Here is a 19,184-nt window from a genome sequence, read left to right on the forward strand (position 1 = left end):
CCTGGGGAACCTCCTTTCTTGGTTGGTTCCCCTCTTTTTATCCCAGCTTAGAGTCTCACATGTGTCCGTCCAGGTTCATGGGTCTCAATAGAGCATGAACACACTGCTGGCCGCATAGAGCCGGGCCGCAGCGACGAGCGCTTCGATCTCGATGTACTCATCAGCCTGGTGTGGGATGGTTCTTCCTCCCGGGCCGATGGTCACAATGGGCAGGCCGGCCCAGGCCCACAAAAAAGTGCCGTCGGTGGCCCCTGGCACGCCACCATAGCGAAGGGGCATACTCAGAAGCGCCAGGCCCTGCTCGACCGCCTGTACCAAGAGGGTTTCCCTCGAGGTCTGGGTGGCCGGTCGATCCTCAAAAACCTCCAAGGTTGCGTGCACGCCCACCTCGAGGCTTTCCTCCAGAACCTGCCGCAGTCGGGCCTCTATGGCCCGATGGTCCTGGCCGGGATTGGTGCGAATATCAACCCCGACCTTTACCTGATCGGGAATCACATTGAACTGCCCTTCCCCCGCCCCAGCCTGGAAAACAGTGGGGGTTATCCAGGGTTTGCCTAAATGGGGGTGAACACTTTCAGCCTGCAATAGGGCTTGCAGCTTACCGAGTTCAGCTGTAAACCTGGCAGCAGAAGGAATCGGGTTGGCCCCGGCGTAGGGCATGGCCCCATGGGCCATTTTCCCCTGAAAACGCACCCAGACCCGCATAGCTCCCTTTTGCCACAAGCACACCTGGTTCTCTTCCGGCTCACAGATGATGGCCCCAGCGAAGCCTTCGGCATAGCCGGCTCGGACAAAGGCCTTTATACCAATCATCAGGCCCTCTTCGTCGCAGGGAATGCACAACCGCAAGGTTTTGTGGGGCTCACCCAGTACCTGCCGTACTGCCTGCGCCGCCACGATGGCTGCAGCCAGCCCGCCCTTCATGTCGCAGGCCCCGCGCCCGTAGATTTTGCCCTCCACAATCCGGGCTTCGTAGGGGGGCACCGTCCACTGGTCTGGATTGCCGTGCGTCACCACATCGGTATGGCCCTCCAGAATCAGCCCGCCAGGGCCCTGTCCCAAATCGGCAATCAGGTTGGGGCGGCCCGGTGCTACCTCTTGCACGGTGGTGGCAAAACCGCGGGCACGCAAATAGGGCTCGAGAAAATCCACCACCGGTGCTTCCCCCGGCCCAGGGAAATAGCTGGGGATGCGCACCAGTTCCTGGGTCAGGCGAATCAGCTCATCGGTGTCTACGGCTTGGGCCGCTTGGAGGGCAAGGTGGTTTTTGTCCATGTTTCTTCCCGAGAGAGCCTTGGCGCTTATTGTTCGTACAAATCGCGGTAGGACACCAGCCCTCCCACCGAGTAAGCATGTAGCACGCCATGCACCAGGGCTCGAGCGAATACATCGGCGGCTACCGCACCTATGCGGCTGAGCTCGGCAGGGCCCTCAATCTCCACCTCACCCGTAGCCAAGCAAAAAATCGTGTCGCCATCGAACATGGTGTGCGCAGGATAGATCGCCCGGGCAATACCATCGTGGGCCATCTGGGCCACTTTTTGGGCCTGGGCCTTGGTCAGCCGGGCATTGGTCGCCACACAGCCGATCACCGTATTGCGAACAAAAGAAGCGCTAAAGATATCGGTGTAGTCGGGCGCTACTGGGAATCGGGGAGGATGCTTGAGTCTGAACTCGCCGTTTTGCTCCAGGAACCGGGCATAGATCTCCCCCGTTACCGGGTCGTGGGCCCGCCCGTGGGCGTTGGCCGCCACAATAGCCCCCACCACCAGCCCACCCGGCAACACCAGGCTGGCGCTACCCACCCCCCCTTTTAGGCCACCGCTGCGGGCCCCGGTACCCACTCCCACCACCCCCTGCTCCACTGGGCCACCCCTTAGGTTCTGGGCTGCCCGGTAGCCGTCCTCGGCTTTGGGACGCACCTCCGCGCTCCCCACCAACAAATCGAAGATCACCGCAGCCGGCACGATGGGTACCAGGGCCTGGGTGGTCTCGTTGCCCACCGGGTAACCTCTGCCGTGCTCCTCGAGCCAGCGCATAACCCCGGTAGCGGCCTCGAGGCCGTAGGCGCTACCCCCGGCCAGCACCACGGCGTGCACCTTTTCCACCAAATTGACCGGGTTCAGCAAATCGGTCTCGCGGGTACCCGGCGCACTGCCGCGCACATCCACCCCAGCCACTGCCCCCTGTTCGGGCACGACCACGGTCACCCCGGTGAGGTTTTTTAAGTCGGTGTAGTGGCCTACCCGAATACCGGGAACATCGGTAATGGCGTTGTGGAGGCCGGGCGGCATAAACACACCCAACAAAAACCCACCCCTATGGGCGGGAGGCCAGGCCCACTAGGCCGTCCGGGGCTTTTGCACCCAGCGCAGCACGAAGTAAACCACCGCAACCACAATTAAGACTGGAACCAGCACCCGCAGCAGCATCCAGATAAAGCCGGCCAGCCCCTTGAGCACCGCTCCCAAGAAGGTGAAGAGCCAGCCCCCCACCCACAGCACCACCAGCAGCGCAACGGCAATCAGAAGGCCCAGCACCACCCACTCGAGGATGTCCTGCAGCGAACGCTCGTTCATGGAATTTAGAATAGCACAATCCCTGTGGGATTCGCTTTTCTTTTGGCTTTAGCCTGCGGGTAGGGCGGGATCACACAGTAGAATCAGCCCGATGGCCCAACGCAAACCCCTCATTGCCCTTGGCGACCTCACCTGGGATGTACTGGCCAAACCCGATACCCTGCTGTTGCCTGGGGGCGATACCACCGGGCGGGTTCTGTTGATGGGCGGGGGCAGCGCAGCCAACGTAGCGGTGTGGGCCGCTCGAGTAGGCTACCCCGCCGGATTCATCGGGGCGGTAGGGCAGGATCGCTTCGGTGAGTTTGCTGTGCAGGAGCTAGCCGCTGAAGGGGTGACCCCCCATATTCTCTGGAAAGCGAGCATTCCCACGGGGGTCATCCTGGTTCTGATCGATGCTGCCGGGCAGCGCTCGATGCTCACCTCCCAGGGGGCCGATTTCGAGCTGCGCCCTGAGGAGGTACCCCTCGAGGTCCTCCGGCAGGGGCAGCATCTACACCTGACCGCCTGGTCCTTGTTCACCGACCCTCCTCGTCAGGCCGCCCTCAAAGCCGCCCAGGTAGCCCACGAGGCAGGCATTACCGTCTCCTTCGACCCAGCCTCTTTCCAGATGATCCGGGAGATCGGGCGGGAGGAGTTTCGCCGTCTCACCCGCCATCTTCCGCTGGACTTCGTTTTCCCCAACCTGGATGAAGGGCAAGCCCTCACCGGGGCTAAAAAGCCCCTCGAGGTCCTCGAGGTTCTGCATGAGCTCTACCCCAAAGCCATGATCCTGCTCAAGCTGGCCGCTGAGGGCGCTTTGATTCTCGACCGGGGCCGGCGCATCGAGCTGGCCGCCACTACCGATCTGCCGGTAGATGCTACCGGGGCGGGCGACTCCTTTGGCGGGGCTTTCCTGGGGCACTACCTGCGCTCACGAGACCCCCTGGCCGCCGGGCTTTTGGCTGTACAGGTGGCCGGTTGGGTCATCGGCCGCTTTGGCGCCCGCCCCCCCATGGACGACGAGCTAAAAAGACGCCTGGCCCGCTTCGGTTATCAAGGCCTACCCTAGGGGCTGGGGCAGCCTCGAGCTGCGCAGCATGAACTTCCAGTGGATGGGGTACTCCATGTCGGGGTCGGGGTAGGTCTGGGCAATCCACTGGGCCAGCTCGGCAATCGAAGGGCGGAACACCTCCTCCGGCACCTCCCAGGTGAAGGAATAGATGCGCTCGGTGAGCATCTCGAGGCTAACGCGGGGGCTGCGTAGCTCAATCCAGTCGGCCACCATTCGGGTTTTGGGCTCGAGTCTGTAGCGGATTAAGGCCTTTTCCACCTCGGCCAGCCGGGCCTGATGCCGGCCTCGCACCAGGGTATACCCCTGCCTGGAAAGTATCTCCTTCCACTTTTGCTGGATGCGCCAGTCCTCGCTTTCCTCGTCGGACTGCTCCCAGCCCTCAAACAAAAACCCCCCAGGCCGCAACACCCGCAGGCTCTCCCGCAGGGCCTGATGCCAGTTGTCCACAAGGTGCCAGAAATGTACCGCGATAACCGCATGAAGACTACCCCGCTCAAAGGGCAGCTCACAGGCATCGGCCTCGACCAGCCGGGCCTTGCGGGCCACGCCAGCCACCTTCTGCCGCAGCACCTCGAGCATGGCGGGGTTGTTGTCTAGAGCAATATACCGATACCCGCGGGCAATAATCGGCACCGCGATCCGGCCCGTGCCTGCTCCAATCTCTAGGAATACGGGGTCGCGAAACTGCTTCTCTACCGGAGCAGTGAGGGCCGTAGCGATACGCCCCGAAACCTCAGGAGGGTGGTACCGGGTTCGGTCGTAGGTAAAGGCCACCCGACTAAAATGAGAGGTCATGCTCGGCTTTCATGATAGCAATCGAAGGTGGAAATGCAAATCATACACCGAGCCCACCGGCCCATGTGTGATACCCCGGTAAGAGCGTGTCTTTATCCCGAGGGTGAAGCTTTACCGTGAAAAAGGGATAAAGCCGGGTTTAGGGTAGGCCGAACTCGAGCTTCCCTTTAGCCCGCACCATCTCTGGGGTAAGGCCCTGGCCAAAGTATCGGTCTTTATCGGGCTCGCCATCCCAGAGCTCAAACAGCAAGCGCGCCCCCCCTCGGCTTCCACGCGCCCCCGACGCAGTGCCGCTGTTGCCCACCCGTCCAATCCATTGCCCCTTCCAAACCCTGCTGCCGGGCTTCAGGCCGGGGGCGATCTCGGAAAGATGGGCATACACCGTGGTAAAACCATCGGGGTGGCGAATCCACACCTCGCGCCCGCGCAGGCGATCCATCTGCTGGGGGCTGGCCCCATTGGCCACTGCTCGCAGTAAGGCCTCAAAGGCCGCAGGGGTCATCTCCTGGTATTCGGTCTCGGCCTTGATCACCTCTCCCCCTGCTGCAGCCACCACCCCCATGCCGTACTGCACCGGCACACAGGCGTCCCCGTCCACAAAAACAAAGCCGGGGTTGGTTCCCTTGCGATACTCGCGGGCAGCCCCAGGAAGGTTGGTGTCGCTTTTAGGCAGGCAGGCCCCAGGCAAAGGCAAGGAAAAACCCCCTGGGCCTTTTTGCAAATCGCGCTTGAGCTGAGCTATCTCCGCTTGCAACCCAACCACCTGCCGGCGAGCACCAGAGAGCTGGGCACCTTGCCAAAGGGCAGTGAGCACCAACAACGCCAGTGCAATCCAGCCAGGTTTAATCGGCATGGCGTCATTCTAAGACAAAAAATCGGCCCCCTGGCCAAAGCAAAAAGGCCGAGAACCTCGGCCTCATCAAGGGGGCCTTGCCTTACAGCAGGCTTAGCAGGCGGGCTTTGATCTGCTTGGCTGTAAGGCCCTCGAGCTTCATCCCTTTGGCCCGTTCCACCAGCTCGTACACCTTGTGCATGTGGCTGGTGGCCACCCGAAAGGTGATGGCCTGACCAGATACCTGAACCGTCACCTTGCGGATATTGGGCTCCTGCCAACGCTTGGTGTAGCCGGTAACTTTCTTACCTACCCCACCCTCGCGCTTGGCCTTACCACGGGTAATGATGCTGTAGGCTACCGTGGGGCGCTTGCCGCTAATCTCACAAATCTTCGACATCTCCGGTCTCCTAACTGCCAACACAAGGGAACAACCCCTTGCTTCAGGGCAACAGCGTGAAGTATAGCACACCCCAAACCCCCCGTGCTAGACTTCCCCGGATGAATGTCGCCACTTGGCTGGTTCCTGCCCTGATAGTTGCCGACCAGGCCATTAAGCTCGCGGTGCTGGCCGCGGTGGGCCCCCGCGCCCTCGAGCCCGAGGTGGGCGCCGTCTTCCTAACCCATCTGTTTTGGGTGGTAGACGCCACTTTTATCAAAAACACCGGGGCCGCTTTTGGCCTCTTTCAAGGGGGGGCCAGGGTCTTGGTCTGGGTTAGCTTGCTGGTAGGCTTTGGGCTGCTGTTGTACCTGAGCTTGCAGCGCCGGGCGAATCTATTGGGCCAGGTGGCCCTTTCCCTAGTTGCCGCCGGAGCTCTGGGCAACGCGATTGACCGGCTGGGCCGGGGCTGGGTGGTCGATTACATCGACATCAACCGCACCGGGCTGGCCTTCCTAGATAACTTTCCCATTTGGAACCTGGCGGATGCCTGCGTGGTGGTGGGGGTGGCCCTTTTGCTGCTGCCCCAGCGGAAAAGGCGGTACTGAGGCCAGCCTCAGTGCATCTTTCCCTCAAAAGAAACACAAAATCCGCCAAGAAAGCCATTTCTTGACATTGCTTTGCGCTTGCTTCTACAATGCATGTGGGAACGTCTAGCCTGGGAGGTTTTGTGGAAACGCTGCGCGTATCTGGTAAGTCGCGTCCCAACTCCGTCGCCGGAGCCATTGCCGCTTTACTACGTTCCCAAAGCGAGGTCGAGGTGCAGGCCATTGGCCCGGAGGCCGTCAATCAGGCCGTTAAGGCCATTGCCATTGCCCGGGGGTATATTGCCCCTGACAACCTTGACTTGGTGGTGAAACCAGCCTTTGTAAAGCTCGAGCTGGAAAACGAGGAGCGCACCGCCCTGCGCTTCACCGTGCGCAGCCAACCCTTGCAACCTTAGCAAGCCCTTGCCAAAACCTGCTTCTAAACCGGCGCGACAAAAATGGCACGCCCCTCGTTACACTTCACCCAAGAAATCCTCGCAGGTACCTCGGTAACCCAAGACTCAGCGCACTCATCTTAGGTTTGCTACCTTGATACACGTAGGAGGGAAGAATGACCTTGACTTTTTTGCTGATGATCGCGGTTTTTGTGGCGACGCTGTTCATCCAGTTCTGGCTGCAGCGCACCTATGCTCACTACAGCCGGGTGGCCAACAGCCGGGGCGTGACCGGACAGCAGGTCGCTCGTGCCATTCTCGACGCCTATGGCCTGCACAACGTGCGGGTAGAGATGGTACCCGGTGCCCTTACCGACCACTACGACCCCATCGCCAAAGCGGTGCGCCTCTCCGAGCCTAACTTTCACTCCCCCTCGGCAGCCGCGCTGGCGGTGGCTGCCCACGAGGTGGGGCACGCCATCCAGGATGCCAAAAACTATGGCTGGCTGCGGGTTCGGCATAGCATCCTGCCGGTAGCCAACATCGGCAGCATGTTCGGCCCTTGGATTTTCATTGCCGGAATGTTTATGGGGGCTACTGGCCTGATGAGCATCGGCATTTGGTTATTCGCTGCCGCGGCTCTGTTCCAACTAGTTACCCTACCGGTTGAGTTTGACGCCTCCAACCGGGCCCTGAACATCCTCAAAAAGATGAATTTCCTCAGCGAAAACGAGATGTCGGGGGCTAAAGCCGTCCTGACCGCGGCTGCCATGACCTATGTGGCCGCTTTGGCCAACTCGGTGGCTACCATCCTGCATTACGTAGCCATCATGATGTCCAACCGCGAGTAGACTTACCGCTTTCACCCGGCGGAATACCCGTCCGCCGGGTGTGTCTTATCCACGGCTTCCTCACGGTGGGGCGGCGCTACACCTCTACCCGCCACTTGGGCCCCTGGCGGGTATCCTCCACCACCACGCCCAGTTCGGCCAGGCGGTCGCGGATGCGATCGGAAAGAGCAAAGTTCCGTGCCGCACGGGCCTCCTCACGCAGCTCTAACAGCAGCCCTACCAAACCCTCGAGCAAGGCCCCCCCAAGCTGGCTTTCCAACACCCGGGGCGGGAATAGACCCAGCACCCCTTCCCCCAACTCCGCAAAAGCTTTCTCGGCCTTGGCCAGGCTGTCCCGCCCGGGCCGCTCGGCCAGGGCCTTATTCAGCTCGGTAACGAAGTTGAATAGGGCCGCAATCGCCTGAGGGGTATTGAGGTCGTCGTCCAGAGCGGCGGAAAAATCGCGGTACAGGGTTTGCAGCGCCTGTTCCAGACCGGGGTGGCTACCCGAGGGGGCCTGGGGCAGGTATCGGCGCACCTCCCGGTAGGCATTCAGCAGGCGCAAGTAGCCGTTGCGGGCTGCCTCCAGCCCCTCGTCGGTGAAGTCCAGCACGCTGCGGTAGTGGCTGTTCAGGAGGTAGAAACGCACGTACATGGGCTCGTGCCGGGCCCGCAGCTCGGCCAGCGAGACCAGGTTGCCGGTGCTCTTGGCCATCTTCTGCCCGTTGAGCAACACATGGTAGTGGTGCATCCAGTAGCGAGCAAAGGCATGGCCGGCCGCCTCAGCCTGGGCGATCTCGGCCTCGTGGTGGGGGAACTGCAGGTCTACCCCCCCCGCGTGGATATCAAAGCCATCCCCCAGGTACTTTAGGCTCATCGCGGTGCACTCGATGTGCCAGCCGGGAAAGCCCACCCCCCAAGGGGAGTTCCAGCGCATGAGGTGTTCGGGATCGGCCCGCTTCCACAGGGCGAAGTCGCGCGGGTCTTCTTTCTCTTCGCGTACTTCCACCCGGGCCCCGGCCTCCTGTTCTTCGATGTCGCGGTTGGAAAGCTTGCCAAAACCAGGCCAGCTTCGCACGCGAAAGTAGACCGAACCGTTGGCCACGTAAGCATGGCCCCGGCGAATCAGGGTCTCGGTTAGCTCGATCTGCTCGGGAATGTGCCCGGCAGCCCGAGGGCTGATATCGGGCCGCAAGACGTTGAGGGCTTGCATCTCATCGAAGTAGCGCCACATGTACTTTTCCGCTACCTCCATGGGCTCCAGGCGCTCGAGCTTAGCCCGGCGTTGAATCTTATCCTCACCTTGGTCGGCATCGTCGGTTAGGTGGCCCACGTCGGTGATATTGGAAACAAAGCGCACCCGGTAGCCCTGGTAGTGCAGCCAACGGCGCAGCACGTCGTAGACGATGGGACCACGGGCATGGCCCAGATGGGGGTCGGCGTAGACCGTGGGCCCGCAGACATAGATGCCTACATGCCCTGGTATGGCTGGCTCAAACGCCTCTTTGGCTCGAGTTAGGGTGTTGTAGATGTATAGCGGCATAGGACTGTTCCAATCTCCCCCATCTGGGGCTTCCCAAAGACAGGCTCGCCAGCAGCTATGAAAAAAGCCGGGAGGGTGGTCTAGGCACACCCCTACCCCGGCACAAAGGCCTACTCAACATCGGCGAGCCAGAAGCATACCGCCAGTATAGCAGGCTACGCCGCCATGCAGCGCTCCTTAAGACCGCGCAATAAGTCATCGATGTTCTCCTGCATCAGCTTCTTGACCAGCTTCTGCAGCAGCCCACCGAAGATGGGAATGTTGAGCTCGTACTCGAGCCTTAGCACCGCGCGGGTGCCCTCGCCCTCCGGCAGGAAGGTCCAGGAGCCCCGGTAAACATCGAAATCGCCCTCCCGGCTGTCGAACTCGTTACGCAGCTCCTGGTCGAACCAGCGTTCCTCCTCGATCCAGTGCACCTTTTTGCCCATGGCCACCGCCACAAAGCGGGTACGGGAGGTGTGGCCGTGATCCTCGAGCACCTCGAGGGTCTCCACATCTTTGAGGTAGGGCTTAAGCCCAGCCAGGTCGCGCGCCGCACGGTAGACCTCGGCAGGAGGCTTGGGAATGTACAGCTCAGAGACCACTTCCGGCATGGGGCCAGTCTACTCGAAGTGCCCTCCTTGGTTGAAGAGGCCCTGCCCTGACCACGGGAGTGCTGGGGTGCTATAGACTTGGCGGGGAAGGGAGGGTCTGCATGCCTGCCGGTAGGCCTATTTCCAAAAAACCCATAGGCGCTTTCGAGTTCCACGTTTCCGCCAGGGCCCGCGACTTTTACCGCTTCGACCTCTCGCTGTTTTCCCTGAGCGGCAACGTAATTCTGGCCGACTTCCAGGCGGCCCGCCGCTTTGCCGAGGCCATAAACGCTAAGCGCGACCTACTGCGCCACCCAGAGCAGGCCGTACAGGCCAGCCAGATCAACGCCATGGGGCTAATCGACGAGATGTTGCACCTATTGGTGCGGCAGTACGCCGAGGAGCACCCCGGCATTATGCAGCAGGCCCTCTCTGCTCTGGCTACCCGCTTAGGAAGTGAAGGGCTCGAGGCCACGCTGCAAGCCTTCGCCAGGGAGTTTCCCCCTTTGCGGGTCTACCGAGGGGAGATCTCTTTGGCGGACTACCTCGAAGGCCACAGCGAGGGGCGGCCCAACCGGGAGATTTTGCTCGAGGAGATGCTGCTTTTATGGATGGCGAATGCCAACCCGGCCTTCGCGCCCTTCCTGGAGCTTTTCGACGATACCCCCTTGGAGCAAAACAGCCTGTACCTTCCGGCTATAGAGGCCCTGGAGGCTTTTTTTGAGGGGCAGCCCCCTTTAGGCCAAAGCGGGCTAAGCCTCTTTAGAACCTTGCGCCTGCCGGCATTGCTTCACCCTCACTCCCTGGAGGCCCAGCTCGAGTTTTTGCTGCAACGCTATGGCCACCTGGGAACCCTCTACTACCGGCTTTTGGTGGCTTTGGACGTCATCCGCGAGGAGAAACGCTCCTTTGCCGTGCCGGTCTCCCTAGACCCACCCCAAGGCGCTGGCCAGAGCGGGTTGTTGGAGCGGCCCCGGCTCCTCCAGGCCCAGGAAGCCGAGCCCGAGGCTTTCAGTCCCGACCTAGACTGGATGCCCCGCTGCGTGCTGATCGCCAAAAACACCTACGTCTGGCTGGATCAGCTTTCCAAAAAGTATGGCCGGGCCATTCGCACCCTCGAGCAAATCCCCGAGGAAGAACTGGCCATCCTACAGGATTGGGGCATCACTGGGCTCTGGCTGATCGGGGTATGGGAGCGCAGCCCGGCTTCCCAGCGGATTAAGCAGCTCACCGGCAACCCCGAGGCCGCGGCCTCGGCCTACGCTTTGTACGACTACACCATCGCCCGGGAGCTGGGTGGGGAGGCTGCGCTGGAAGCCCTCAGGGCCAAGGCCTCCCGCTACGGCATCCGCCTGGGCGCCGATATGGTACCCAACCACGTGGGCATTGACGGACGCTGGGTCATCGAGCACCCCGACTGGTTCATCCAACGACCCTACCCCCCTTACCCCAGCTACACCTTCAACGGCCCCGATTTATCCTCGGATGCCCGGGTGGGGATTTACCTCGAGGACCACTACTACGACCGCTCCGACGCCGCGGTGGTCTTTAAGTGGGTGGATCGGCAAAGCGGCCAGGTGCGCTATATTTACCACGGCAACGACGGCACCGCCATGCCCTGGAACGATACCGCCCAGCTCGACTACCTCAAGCCCGAGGTACGCGAGGCGGTCATCCAAACCATCCTGCGGGTAGCGCAGCAGTTCCCCATCCTCCGCTTCGATGCGGCTATGACCCTGACCAAACGGCATTTCCAGCGGCTGTGGTACCCCGAGCCGGGAGGCTCGCCCTGGGGGCCGGCCATCCCTAGCCGGGCCGAGCAGGCCATGACCAAGGAGGCCTTCGATGCCGCCATGCCGGTGGAGTTCTGGCGGGAGGTGGTGGATCGGGCCGCCCAGGAGGCGCCCCAGACCCTGCTTTTGGCGGAGGCTTTCTGGATGATGGAGGGCTATTTCGTGCGCAGCCTGGGCATGCACCGGGTCTACAACTCGGCCTTTATGAACATGCTGCGGGACGAAAAAAACGCCGAGTACCGGCAGATCATGAAAAATACCCTCGAGTTCGAACCGGAAATCTTGAAGCGCTTCGTTAACTTCCTCAGCAACCCCGACGAGAAAACCGCCGTAGAGCAGTTTGGCAAGGGGGATAAGTATTTTGGCGTAATGACCCTGTGCGCCACCCTACCGGGCCTGCCCATGCTGGGGCACGGCCAGGTAGAAGGCCTTACCGAGCGCTACGGTATGGAGTACCGTCGGGCCTACTACGAGGAAAAACCGGACGAGGGGTTTGTGGCCTACCACCAGCAGCAGATCTTCCCCCTACTCAAAAAGCGCCACCTCTTCGCTGAAGTGGAAAACTTCGTGCTCTACGAGGCCCAGACCGAGGGTGGGGTGGACGAAAATGTCTTTGTCTACTCCAACCGTGCGGGCCTCGAGCGGGCTTTGGTGGCCTATCACAACCAAAATGCCCATACCCGGGTCCGGGTGCGGCGCTCGGTGATGCAGCTATACAAAACCTCCGCTGGGCGCGAGACCCGCCAGGTAGGGCTGGGCCAGGGCCTAGGGCTAAGCACGGAGGCCAATACCTATAGCATCTTCCGCGACCTGGTCACCGGCCTGGAGTACCTGTACCCCAACCGCAGCCTACACGAGGAGGGGCTATACCTCGAGCTGGGCCCCTACCAGCGCTGCGTATTCCTGGACTGGCGGGAGGTCTACGACCCCGACGGCAGCTACGCCCGGCTGGCCCAGCGGCTGGGAGGCCGGGGCGTGCCCAGTCTGGAGGAAGCCCGGCAGGCCCTCTGGCTCGAGCCACTCCACCCGCCTCTTCGCGCTCTGGTGGCTTCCCTGCTGGCCCACCCCAGGCCAAAAGGTGGGCCAAGAGAAGACTTGCACGAGGGGCTTTGGTCACTGTACCGTGCCATCGAAGAGCAGGCCCCCACCCCGCTTTCGCTGCCGCCAGCAGAGCAGGTGTTGGCCCGCTTAGAAAGGGTACTGGCGGCCAGCCAGCACGACGACCGCACCACCCGGGCTGGGCTGGTGGCCTGGGCCCTCAGCTACGACCTGGGGCAGGCTGGACTCGAAGGCTGGCGGCTGGGCAGGACTCTGGAGCAGGCCCTGGTCGAGGCCGGGCTGGAACCCGCCCAGGCCCAGCAGGCGCTAGGCCTGGCCCGGCTGCTGCTGGCTCAGCGAGAACCCCCAGAACCTTCCCGGCTGCTCCAAGAGCTGCCCCAGCGACTGCAAGACCCCGAGACCCAGCGCTTCCTGCAGGTTCACCGCTTCGCGGAGGTGGTCTACTTTAACCGCGAGGCCCATCAGTGCTGGCTGCGGGGGCTGCGGACGGTCTCGCTGGCTTTAGCCTCGAGGCGGCAGAGCCGGGCTTGGTCGGCCCTGATCGCCCGGCTGGAGCAGGTGGCCGAAGCGACAGGCTACGTGCTAGAAACCTACCTAAAGCAAGCGACGCGAAAGCCGCGCCGACGCCCGGCCAGCCGTAAAAGCCCAAAACCAGCCCGTAAACGCAAAGACGACCTCACGCAGATCAAGGGCATTGGCCCCAAAATCGCCGCGGCCCTGCAGGCGGCTGGCATCACCACCTTTGCCCGGCTGGCCCAGGCTGACCCCTCCACCCTGCGGGCTGCCCTGGCCGCCGCTGGTCTGCGCCCGGCCCCCCGCCTGGAGACCTGGCCCCAGCAGGCCGCAGCCAAGCTTGCCGAAGGAAAATCCCCTTCGAGGAAGGGCTGATACTTAGTTGGCCTGGGAAGCCTGGCTTTTAGGGCGGCATCAGGCCGGGGCTTGCAGGTCGGTAATCTGCGGTTTGAGCTCAAGCTTCTCGATGTACTCCAGGTACTCCGCCTCGCCCAAGGGGTACTTACCCGCTACGGCCACAATAAAGGCTTCCATCACGTTGGTACCAAAGCTGCGCCCCTGTAGGCGGGGGGTGGTGGTAATGAGGGTGCGCACCCCTCGAGCCCGCAAGAAGGCCACATCCTCTGGGGTGGTGGTGTTGGTGAGGACGATCTTGCCCGGCATCGCCTCTGGCATGAAGCGCCGGATGAAGTGCCAGTCCCCCGCCACCACCTCGGCCCAGGCAAAGTAGCGCTGCCGCCAGTCTTTGATCTGTTGCTCTTGCTTTTCCCCGGTGGGGTAGAGCCACTGGAAGGGAAGCTGGGTGATGACGGGCAGCAAGAGATAGGCCAGCTTTTGCAAAAGCGAGAGGCGGTAGAGGGGTATGGGCAGACCCAGGCCAAAGATTAGATCGCCGTAGAGCACCCGAGCCCCGGCCTGATCCAAAGCCTCGGCCAGGCCAAAGCGATCCACCGCGCTAGGCACTAAGACCCGCTTACCCCTCCAGCCGAGGATGGGCTCTAGCCAGCGAACCGCCTGGCGCTCGAGGGTGTGCTTCAACCCCGAACCATCCAGAATAGGGGTCTTCTGGGCCGCCTGGGCCAGGCGCTTGGCATCGCGAAAAGCGTAGCGGCGGCCCCCGGCATACACGTACAGGTCAGCCCCCCCCAAGCCAAAAGCGTCTACCCTCCCGTCTAGCTCGCGCACCAACTCGATGGCTTTTTCCCAGCTCCCATCGGTGCCGATACGCTCGAGGATAACGGTCTCCCCCAGGCTTTCTAAGTACACCTCCGCTTTGGAGTTGCGCTTGGATGAACCGATCGAAACACTGACCACGCGCTTGGGCATGGCCCCCAGTCTACACCCCGGCCCCAACACCTAAGGGCCCAACAAACGGAACAGGCCCAATAGGGCTAAGCCCGCCGCCAAACCCCAAAAAGACCGCGCCCAGCGCTTCTGGGCCGCCCCCTGGGCCGCCAGCACCCAGATCAGCAAGCCCAACAGGGCCGAACCCAGGGCCAGGGTGAACAGCATGGCGGGTAAGTTGGCCAAAACAACCTGCATGACTCGCTCCTATACCCCCAGCAGGGCCTTGACCTCGGCCACCACCCGCTCCTTGGTAAAGCCCAGCCGGCTATACACCTCGGCCAAAGGGGCGCTGGCCCCAAAGCGATCCAGGCCCAGCACACGTTGGGCGTAGCGCTCCCAGCCCAGGGTGGCGCCGGCCTCGAGGGCCAGGGTGGGTAGCCCCGGGGGCAAGACCTCCTGGCGGTAGGCCGCGGGCTGGGCTTGGAAAGCTTCCCAGCAGGGTAGCGAGACCACCCGCACGGCAAGGCCCTCCTCTCGCAAGAGCTGCTGGGCCTCGAGGGCCAGCGCGACCTCTGAGCCAGTGGCCACGATGGCCGCTTGGGCTTGCGCGGCCTCGGAAAGGACATACCCCCCACGCTCGACCCCCTCCGGCTGCACCTCGGCCAACACCGGCAGCACCTGGCGGGTGAGGATCAGAGCAGTAGGCCCATCCCTGCGCGCCAGGGCCATCTTCCAGGCCACCGCAGTCTCATTGGCGTCCGCCGGTCGGATCACCCACAGGTTGGGGATGGCCCGTAAGCTCATCAGGTGCTCGATGGGCTGGTGGGTGGGGCCATCCTCCCCTACCGCGATGGAGTCATGGGTGAAGACGAAGATGGTCGGTACCCCCATTAGCGCGGCTAGGCGGATGGCCGGACGCATATAGTCGGAAAAAACCAGGAAGGTGCCCCCATAAGGGCGCAGGGCCTTGCTCAGGGCCAGACCGTTCATAGCCGCCCCCATCGCGTGTTCCCGCACCCCATAGCGGACGTAACGGCCTGCAGGGTTGGTGGAGCTGAAATCGCTCATATCGGGGGTGCGGGTGTTGTTGGATGGGGTTAGGTCAGCCGAGCCCCCCACCAGCTCGGGAATCTGCGGCACCAGCTTCTCCAACACCTTGCCCGAGGCCGCCCGGGTAGCCAGCCGCTCCCCTGGGGCAAAGCGGGGCAGGTGATCTGCCCAGCCCTGGGGCAGCCGACCCTCCAAGCGGCGCCGGAACTCGGCCGCTTTGGGGTGGGCCTCGAGCTTAGCCTGCCACGCTGCATAGGCCTGCACCCCTCGAGTCGCAGCCTGCCGGTAGTGGGCGTACACCTCCTCAGGAATCACAAAAGGCGGGTAGGGCCAGCCCAAGGCTTGGCGGGTGGCCGCCACCTTCTCCGAACCCATGGGGTCGGAGTGGGCCTTGTGGTGGCCCGCTAAGGGCGAGCCGTAGCCAATCACCGAGCGCACCGCAATCAGGCTGGGCCGGGGGTCGGCCTGGGCGGCCCGCAGCGCGGCCCGGAGGGCCTCGAGGTCCTCTCCCGACACCCCCCGCACCACATGCCAGCCATAGGCCTCGTAGCGCAGGGCCACATCCTCGGTGAAGGCCAGCTCGGTACTGCCGTCAATGGAGACCTGATTATCGTCGTAAAGCACGATTAGCTTGCCCAGACGGAGGTGGCCCGCCAGCGAGGAAGCCTCGCCGCTCACCCCCTCCATTAGGTCGCCGTCGGAGGCCACCACATAGGTGTAATGCTCGACCAGTTCGCCAAATTCCGCTGCCAACATGCGCTCGGCCATCGCCATACCCACCGCGGTGGCCAGGCCCTGGCCCAGAGGGCCTGTAGTGGTCTCGACCCCCACGGTATGGCCGTACTCGGGGTGGCCCGGGGTCTTAGAGCCCCACTGGCGGAAACGACGGATCTCCTCCATGGAAAGGTCGTAGCCTGAGAGATGCAACAAGGCATAGAGCAGCATGGAGCCATGCCCTGCCGAGAGCACAAAGCGGTCCCGCGCTGGCCAGGTAGGGTCTTGGGGGTTGTGTTTGAGAAACTCCGTCCAGAGCAGATAGGCCGCTGGGGCCATCCCCATGGGCATCCCCGGATGACCAGACCTGGCCTGCTCAACTGCATCCAAAGCCAGCATCCGAATGGCATCTATGGCCGTTTTGACAATGGAGGGGGTCTGGGTCATACCTCGTCATCATACCGCCCCCGACGCCCTCACCAAAAACTAGGGGGGACTTTTTTCCCTAGGACACATGTCCTCTCATGTCCTTCTTAGACTCCTCCTCAGGGGGAAGCTATGGAAGAAAAAGAGCAACGGCCCATAGGTGCACTTCTGGTGGTGGGGATTGTCACGGTCTTCATCCTCACCTTCTGGCTTTTCCACTTTTTTACCCACCTGGCAAGGGGATAACGTATGGACGAGAACGTACACGTCATCGAGCGCTACGAGCGCGCCTGGATCGTCTTCGGTCTGGGTATGATCGCGGTTTTTATCGTTCTTATCGGCTACTTGATGATTGCCAACCGGGGCACCATCCCCATTAGCGCAGGCCGGGTAGATGCCACCCAGGTTCGCAGCGCGGGGGATTTTGCCAATCCTCGAGTGGAACAGGTAGGCAACGAGTACGTGGTTTATGTGCAGGCTTTTGCCTTCGGCTACCTTCCCACGGAAATCCGGGTTAAGGCGGGGCGAAAGGTCACCTTCAACATTACCTCGCCGGACGCGCAGCACGGTTTCCAGATCGAACGCACCAACATCAACCCCCAGGTCATCCCGGGCGAGGTCGTACAGGTAAGCCACGTGTTCAGAACCCCTGGGGAATACCGCATCATCTGCAACGAGTACTGCGGCATCGGCCACGCCAACATGGTTAGCAAAATCATCGTGGAACCCTAAAGGAGTGCGGCATGGCAGTCAGAACCCTTTCCCAAATGGACGCATACGCAGGGGCTCCGGAGAAGAAATACACCCTGTACATGCTGATGCTGGGCTTCATTGCCCTGATGGTAGGCACCCTGTTTGGGCCTCTGCAGTCCTTTAACTACGGCGGGCTCGACCTATATCCCTTTCTCAAACCGGTTTTTCAAAACTACTACCAGGGCCTGACCTTGCATGGCGTGCTAAACGCAATTATCTTTACCCAGCTCTTCGGCCAGGCCATCATGGTCTATCTACCAGCGCGCGAGCTGGGCCTGCGGCCCAACATGACCCTGGCCTGGGTCTCGTTCTGGATGGCCCTCATCGGGCTGCTCATCGCCGCTCTGCCCCTCCTAGCCAACGCCGCCAGCGTGCTTTACACCTTCTATCCCCCGCTCAAGGCCCACTGGGCTTTCTACCTGGGGGCGGCCCTTTTTGTGCTCTCCAGCTACGTTAGTATCTATCTGGCTCTCGAGATGTGGGCGCGCTGGCGCAAGGCCCACCCCGGCCAGATCACCCCGCTGGTCACCTACATGTCGGTCACCTACTGGCTGATGTGGCTACTGGCCAGCCTGGGGTTGGTGGTTGAGGTAGCCCTCTTCCTGATCCCCTGGTCGCTGGGCCTGCTGGACGGGGTGGATCCCCTGCTGATGCGAACCCTGTTCTGGTACACCGGCCACCCCATCGTCTACTTCTGGCTGTTGCCGGCCTATGCCCTGGCCTACACCACCCTACCCCGCCTGGCCGGCGGCAAGCTAATCTCCGACCCGCTGGCTCGCCTGGTTTTCCTACTCTTTCTTTTGTTCTCGGTGCCGGTAGGCTTCCACCACCAGTTCGCCGACCCCGGTATCGCCCCTTACTGGAAGTTCATTCACACCATCCTAACCATGATGGTGGCTGTGCCTAGCCTGATCACGGCCTTCACCATTGCTGCCTCACTGGAAAACGCCGGGCGCAACAACGGCGGCAAGGGCCTCTTGGGCTGGATTGCTGCCCTGCCCTGGAACAACCCCACCGTACTGGCCTTTCTACTGGGTTTCCTGGCCTTCATCCCCGGTGGGGCAGGGGGCATTGTGAACGCCAGCTTTAACCTGAACCAAAATATCCACAACACGGTCTGGATTCCTGGGCACTTCCACCTACAGGTGGGTACCCTGGTCACCATGGCCGCCATGGGCACGGCCTTCTGGCTGGTGCCCCACCTCACCGGAAAGCCGCTGGTGGCTCGGGGTATGGCCCTGGCCTCCCAGTGGCTGTGGTTTATCGGCATGTTCATCATGACCTTTGCCTTGCACTGGATGGGTTTCCTCTACGCCGTACCTCGCCGCAGCCATATCGCGGGAAGCCCCATCGCCATGGAGGCCTATCGGGAAAGCGCGGCCTGGATGGTTCTGAATATCGTGGCTGGAGTTATTCTGCTCATCGCAGCTATCCTGTTCTTCTACGTGCTCTATGCCACGGCCCTACAAAGCCGGCGCGAACCCAGCCAAGTGATGGCCGAGGTACCCTTTACCGAGGTGCTCTCCAAAGCAGAAGGCAGCAGCCTAGCCCAGCTAACCGAGCGGGTTTGGTTCTGGTTTGGCATCGCGCTGTTGTTGGTGGTGTTGGCCTATGGCCCGGTGCTCTTCCAGATGTTCACCCATATGAACCCGGTACCTGGCGTAAGGCTCTGGTAGTTTCCCCCCTGGGCTGGCCCCTGCGGCAACGCGGGGGCCATATTTTTCAGCATAGGACTTACGCAGTTGGCTGAAGGATGTGGAGGGGATGGGCGAGATAACTTCGTATTGCCTCGCGAACAATGGACGCCTTGGCCTCGTACCAGCTCACCCCCCTGCGCAGCCGGTAGACCTCCAGCCGGAGGAAGGCCCGCAAAGCCAGGAGGAGGTGCCGCAGGATGGAGACCGCCTTCCTCACCTGGGCCCGCTCCACCCCACAGCACTGCTTGAGCCCCCGATGGTACACTTCGATCCCCCATCCTTGCCGCTCTAACTCCGCCCGCTTCTCTTCGCTCATCCCCAGATGGTTC

The 19,184-nt window shown here is 62.1% G+C and carries 19 protein-coding genes and 1 pseudogene; 8 read left to right on the plus strand and 12 right to left on the minus strand.

Annotated features, from left to right (window positions below; translation table 11 throughout):
- Positions 1–84 precede the first annotated feature (84 nt).
- Genes G552_RS0110265 through G552_RS0110275 form a run of 3 tightly spaced genes read right to left on the minus strand, consistent with a single transcriptional unit; the run spans position 85 to position 2,579 of the window.
- Positions 85–1,275 (minus strand): M20 family metallopeptidase, encoded by a 1,191-nt coding sequence (locus tag G552_RS0110265; protein WP_027882953.1) that lies wholly within the window; start codon positions 1,273–1,275, stop codon positions 85–87.
- 26 nt (positions 1,276–1,301) lie between these two features.
- Positions 1,302–2,294: a P1 family peptidase gene (locus tag G552_RS0110270; protein ID WP_027882954.1), complete on the minus strand. Its 993-nt coding sequence runs from the start codon at positions 2,292–2,294 to the stop codon at positions 1,302–1,304.
- A gap of 48 nt (positions 2,295–2,342) precedes the next feature.
- Entirely contained in the window at positions 2,343–2,579 is a 237-nt protein-coding gene (locus G552_RS0110275) for a hypothetical protein (protein WP_027882955.1), read from the minus strand.
- 91 nt (positions 2,580–2,670) lie between these two features.
- On the opposite strand from G552_RS0110275, the gene G552_RS0110280 reads away from it, so the two are divergent.
- A complete protein-coding gene (locus tag G552_RS0110280; RefSeq protein WP_027882956.1) occupies positions 2,671–3,627 on the plus strand; it encodes a carbohydrate kinase family protein in 957 nt (318 codons plus the stop codon).
- On the opposite strand, the gene G552_RS0110285 is transcribed toward G552_RS0110280, so the two are convergent.
- From G552_RS0110285 to G552_RS0110295, 3 genes are all read right to left on the minus strand, one after another.
- Entirely contained in the window at positions 3,619–4,425 is an 807-nt protein-coding gene (locus tag G552_RS0110285) for a class I SAM-dependent methyltransferase (RefSeq protein ID WP_027882957.1), read from the minus strand. The genes G552_RS0110280 and G552_RS0110285 overlap by 9 nt on opposite strands.
- A gap of 139 nt (positions 4,426–4,564) precedes the next feature.
- Positions 4,565–5,278 carry a M23 family metallopeptidase gene (locus G552_RS0110290; RefSeq protein WP_027882958.1) on the minus strand — a complete coding sequence of 238 codons (714 nt, stop codon included), beginning with the start codon at positions 5,276–5,278 and terminating at the stop codon, positions 4,565–4,567.
- An 82-nt stretch (positions 5,279–5,360) separates the two neighbouring features.
- Positions 5,361–5,657, minus strand: coding sequence for a large ribosomal subunit protein bL28 (locus G552_RS0110295; protein WP_027882959.1), 297 nt, complete (start codon positions 5,655–5,657; stop codon positions 5,361–5,363).
- 101 nt (positions 5,658–5,758) lie between these two features.
- On the opposite strand from G552_RS0110295, the gene lspA reads away from it, so the two are divergent.
- From lspA to G552_RS0110310, 3 genes are all read left to right on the plus strand, one after another.
- A complete protein-coding gene (lspA, locus tag G552_RS0110300; protein WP_027882960.1) occupies positions 5,759–6,244 on the plus strand; it encodes a signal peptidase II in 486 nt (161 codons plus the stop codon).
- 122 nt (positions 6,245–6,366) lie between these two features.
- Positions 6,367–6,639 carry a stage V sporulation protein S gene (locus tag G552_RS0110305; RefSeq protein WP_027882961.1) on the plus strand — a complete coding sequence of 91 codons (273 nt, stop codon included), beginning with the start codon at positions 6,367–6,369 and terminating at the stop codon, positions 6,637–6,639.
- A gap of 155 nt (positions 6,640–6,794) precedes the next feature.
- Entirely contained in the window at positions 6,795–7,469 is a 675-nt protein-coding gene (locus G552_RS0110310) for a zinc metallopeptidase (RefSeq protein ID WP_027882962.1), read from the plus strand.
- Positions 7,470–7,545: 76 nt separating this feature from the next.
- On the opposite strand, the gene cysS is transcribed toward G552_RS0110310, so the two are convergent.
- Complete coding sequence (gene cysS / locus G552_RS0110315) at positions 7,546–8,991, minus strand: cysteine--tRNA ligase (protein ID WP_027882963.1); 1,446 nt, start codon at positions 8,989–8,991, stop codon at positions 7,546–7,548.
- A 155-nt stretch (positions 8,992–9,146) separates the two neighbouring features.
- Positions 9,147–9,584 (minus strand): type II toxin-antitoxin system RatA family toxin, encoded by a 438-nt coding sequence (locus G552_RS0110320; RefSeq protein WP_027882964.1) that lies wholly within the window; start codon positions 9,582–9,584, stop codon positions 9,147–9,149.
- A gap of 101 nt (positions 9,585–9,685) precedes the next feature.
- Between G552_RS0110320 and G552_RS15235 the strand changes: the two genes are divergently transcribed.
- The gene (locus G552_RS15235; RefSeq protein ID WP_051195779.1) at positions 9,686–13,303 is read left to right on the plus strand and encodes a helix-hairpin-helix domain-containing protein; all 3,618 of its coding nucleotides are present in this window, start codon (positions 9,686–9,688) and stop codon (positions 13,301–13,303) included.
- A gap of 39 nt (positions 13,304–13,342) precedes the next feature.
- Here the strand turns inward: G552_RS15235 and G552_RS0110330 are convergent, their stop codons facing one another.
- The 3 genes from G552_RS0110330 to tkt are packed head-to-tail and all read right to left on the minus strand — an operon-like array spanning position 13,343 to position 16,426.
- Positions 13,343–14,254 carry a hypothetical protein gene (locus G552_RS0110330; RefSeq protein WP_027882965.1) on the minus strand — a complete coding sequence of 304 codons (912 nt, stop codon included), beginning with the start codon at positions 14,252–14,254 and terminating at the stop codon, positions 13,343–13,345.
- A 30-nt stretch (positions 14,255–14,284) separates the two neighbouring features.
- Positions 14,285–14,470 carry a hypothetical protein gene (locus G552_RS0110335; RefSeq protein WP_027882966.1) on the minus strand — a complete coding sequence of 62 codons (186 nt, stop codon included), beginning with the start codon at positions 14,468–14,470 and terminating at the stop codon, positions 14,285–14,287.
- Positions 14,471–14,479: 9 nt separating this feature from the next.
- Positions 14,480–16,426: a transketolase gene (gene tkt / locus G552_RS0110340; RefSeq protein ID WP_027882967.1), complete on the minus strand. Its 1,947-nt coding sequence runs from the start codon at positions 16,424–16,426 to the stop codon at positions 14,480–14,482.
- Positions 16,427–16,537: 111 nt separating this feature from the next.
- Here tkt and G552_RS0110345 point away from each other — a divergent pair, with 111 nt between their 5' ends.
- Genes G552_RS0110345 through G552_RS0110355 form a run of 3 tightly spaced genes read left to right on the plus strand, consistent with a single transcriptional unit; the run spans position 16,538 to position 18,834 of the window.
- Entirely contained in the window at positions 16,538–16,651 is a 114-nt protein-coding gene (locus tag G552_RS0110345; protein WP_027882968.1) for a cytochrome c oxidase subunit 2A, read from the plus strand.
- A gap of 3 nt (positions 16,652–16,654) precedes the next feature.
- Positions 16,655–17,137 carry a cupredoxin domain-containing protein gene (locus tag G552_RS0110350; protein WP_027882969.1) on the plus strand — a complete coding sequence of 161 codons (483 nt, stop codon included), beginning with the start codon at positions 16,655–16,657 and terminating at the stop codon, positions 17,135–17,137.
- Between the two features lie 11 nt (positions 17,138–17,148).
- Positions 17,149–18,834, plus strand: coding sequence for a cbb3-type cytochrome c oxidase subunit I (locus G552_RS0110355; RefSeq protein WP_027882970.1), 1,686 nt, complete (start codon positions 17,149–17,151; stop codon positions 18,832–18,834).
- A gap of 58 nt (positions 18,835–18,892) precedes the next feature.
- Here G552_RS0110355 and G552_RS0110360 read toward each other — a convergent pair.
- Positions 18,893–19,184, minus strand: a pseudogene (locus G552_RS0110360) (IS701 family transposase); the annotation flags it as partial.

This window comes from Meiothermus rufus DSM 22234 (assembly GCF_000423425.1).
Lineage (GTDB): Bacteria > Deinococcota > Deinococci > Deinococcales > Thermaceae > Meiothermus > Meiothermus rufus.

Excerpts from the sequence above, each read along its gene's own strand:
- lspA (WP_027882960.1), top strand. The coding sequence starts at position 5,759 with ATGAATGTCGCCACTTGGCTGGTTCCTGCCCTGATAGTTGCCGACCAG.
- G552_RS0110320 (WP_027882964.1), bottom strand. The coding sequence starts at position 9,584 with ATGCCGGAAGTGGTCTCTGAGCTGTACATTCCCAAGCCTCCTGCCGAG.
- G552_RS0110350 (WP_027882969.1), top strand. The coding sequence starts at position 16,655 with ATGGACGAGAACGTACACGTCATCGAGCGCTACGAGCGCGCCTGGATC.
- G552_RS0110345 (WP_027882968.1), top strand. The coding sequence starts at position 16,538 with ATGGAAGAAAAAGAGCAACGGCCCATAGGTGCACTTCTGGTGGTGGGG.
- G552_RS0110310 (WP_027882962.1), top strand. The coding sequence starts at position 6,795 with ATGACCTTGACTTTTTTGCTGATGATCGCGGTTTTTGTGGCGACGCTG.
- G552_RS0110290 (WP_027882958.1), bottom strand. The coding sequence starts at position 5,278 with ATGCCGATTAAACCTGGCTGGATTGCACTGGCGTTGTTGGTGCTCACT.
- G552_RS0110280 (WP_027882956.1), top strand. The coding sequence starts at position 2,671 with ATGGCCCAACGCAAACCCCTCATTGCCCTTGGCGACCTCACCTGGGAT.
- G552_RS0110265 (WP_027882953.1), bottom strand. The coding sequence starts at position 1,275 with ATGGACAAAAACCACCTTGCCCTCCAAGCGGCCCAAGCCGTAGACACC.
- G552_RS0110335 (WP_027882966.1), bottom strand. The coding sequence starts at position 14,470 with ATGCAGGTTGTTTTGGCCAACTTACCCGCCATGCTGTTCACCCTGGCC.
- G552_RS0110285 (WP_027882957.1), bottom strand. The coding sequence starts at position 4,425 with ATGACCTCTCATTTTAGTCGGGTGGCCTTTACCTACGACCGAACCCGG.
- G552_RS0110355 (WP_027882970.1), top strand. The coding sequence starts at position 17,149 with ATGGCAGTCAGAACCCTTTCCCAAATGGACGCATACGCAGGGGCTCCG.
- G552_RS0110330 (WP_027882965.1), bottom strand. The coding sequence starts at position 14,254 with ATGCCCAAGCGCGTGGTCAGTGTTTCGATCGGTTCATCCAAGCGCAAC.
- tkt (WP_027882967.1), bottom strand. The coding sequence starts at position 16,426 with ATGACCCAGACCCCCTCCATTGTCAAAACGGCCATAGATGCCATTCGG.
- cysS (WP_027882963.1), bottom strand. The coding sequence starts at position 8,991 with ATGCCGCTATACATCTACAACACCCTAACTCGAGCCAAAGAGGCGTTT.
- G552_RS0110275 (WP_027882955.1), bottom strand. The coding sequence starts at position 2,579 with ATGAACGAGCGTTCGCTGCAGGACATCCTCGAGTGGGTGGTGCTGGGC.
- G552_RS15235 (WP_051195779.1), top strand. The coding sequence starts at position 9,686 with ATGCCTGCCGGTAGGCCTATTTCCAAAAAACCCATAGGCGCTTTCGAG.
- G552_RS0110295 (WP_027882959.1), bottom strand. The coding sequence starts at position 5,657 with ATGTCGAAGATTTGTGAGATTAGCGGCAAGCGCCCCACGGTAGCCTAC.
- G552_RS0110270 (WP_027882954.1), bottom strand. The coding sequence starts at position 2,294 with ATGCCGCCCGGCCTCCACAACGCCATTACCGATGTTCCCGGTATTCGG.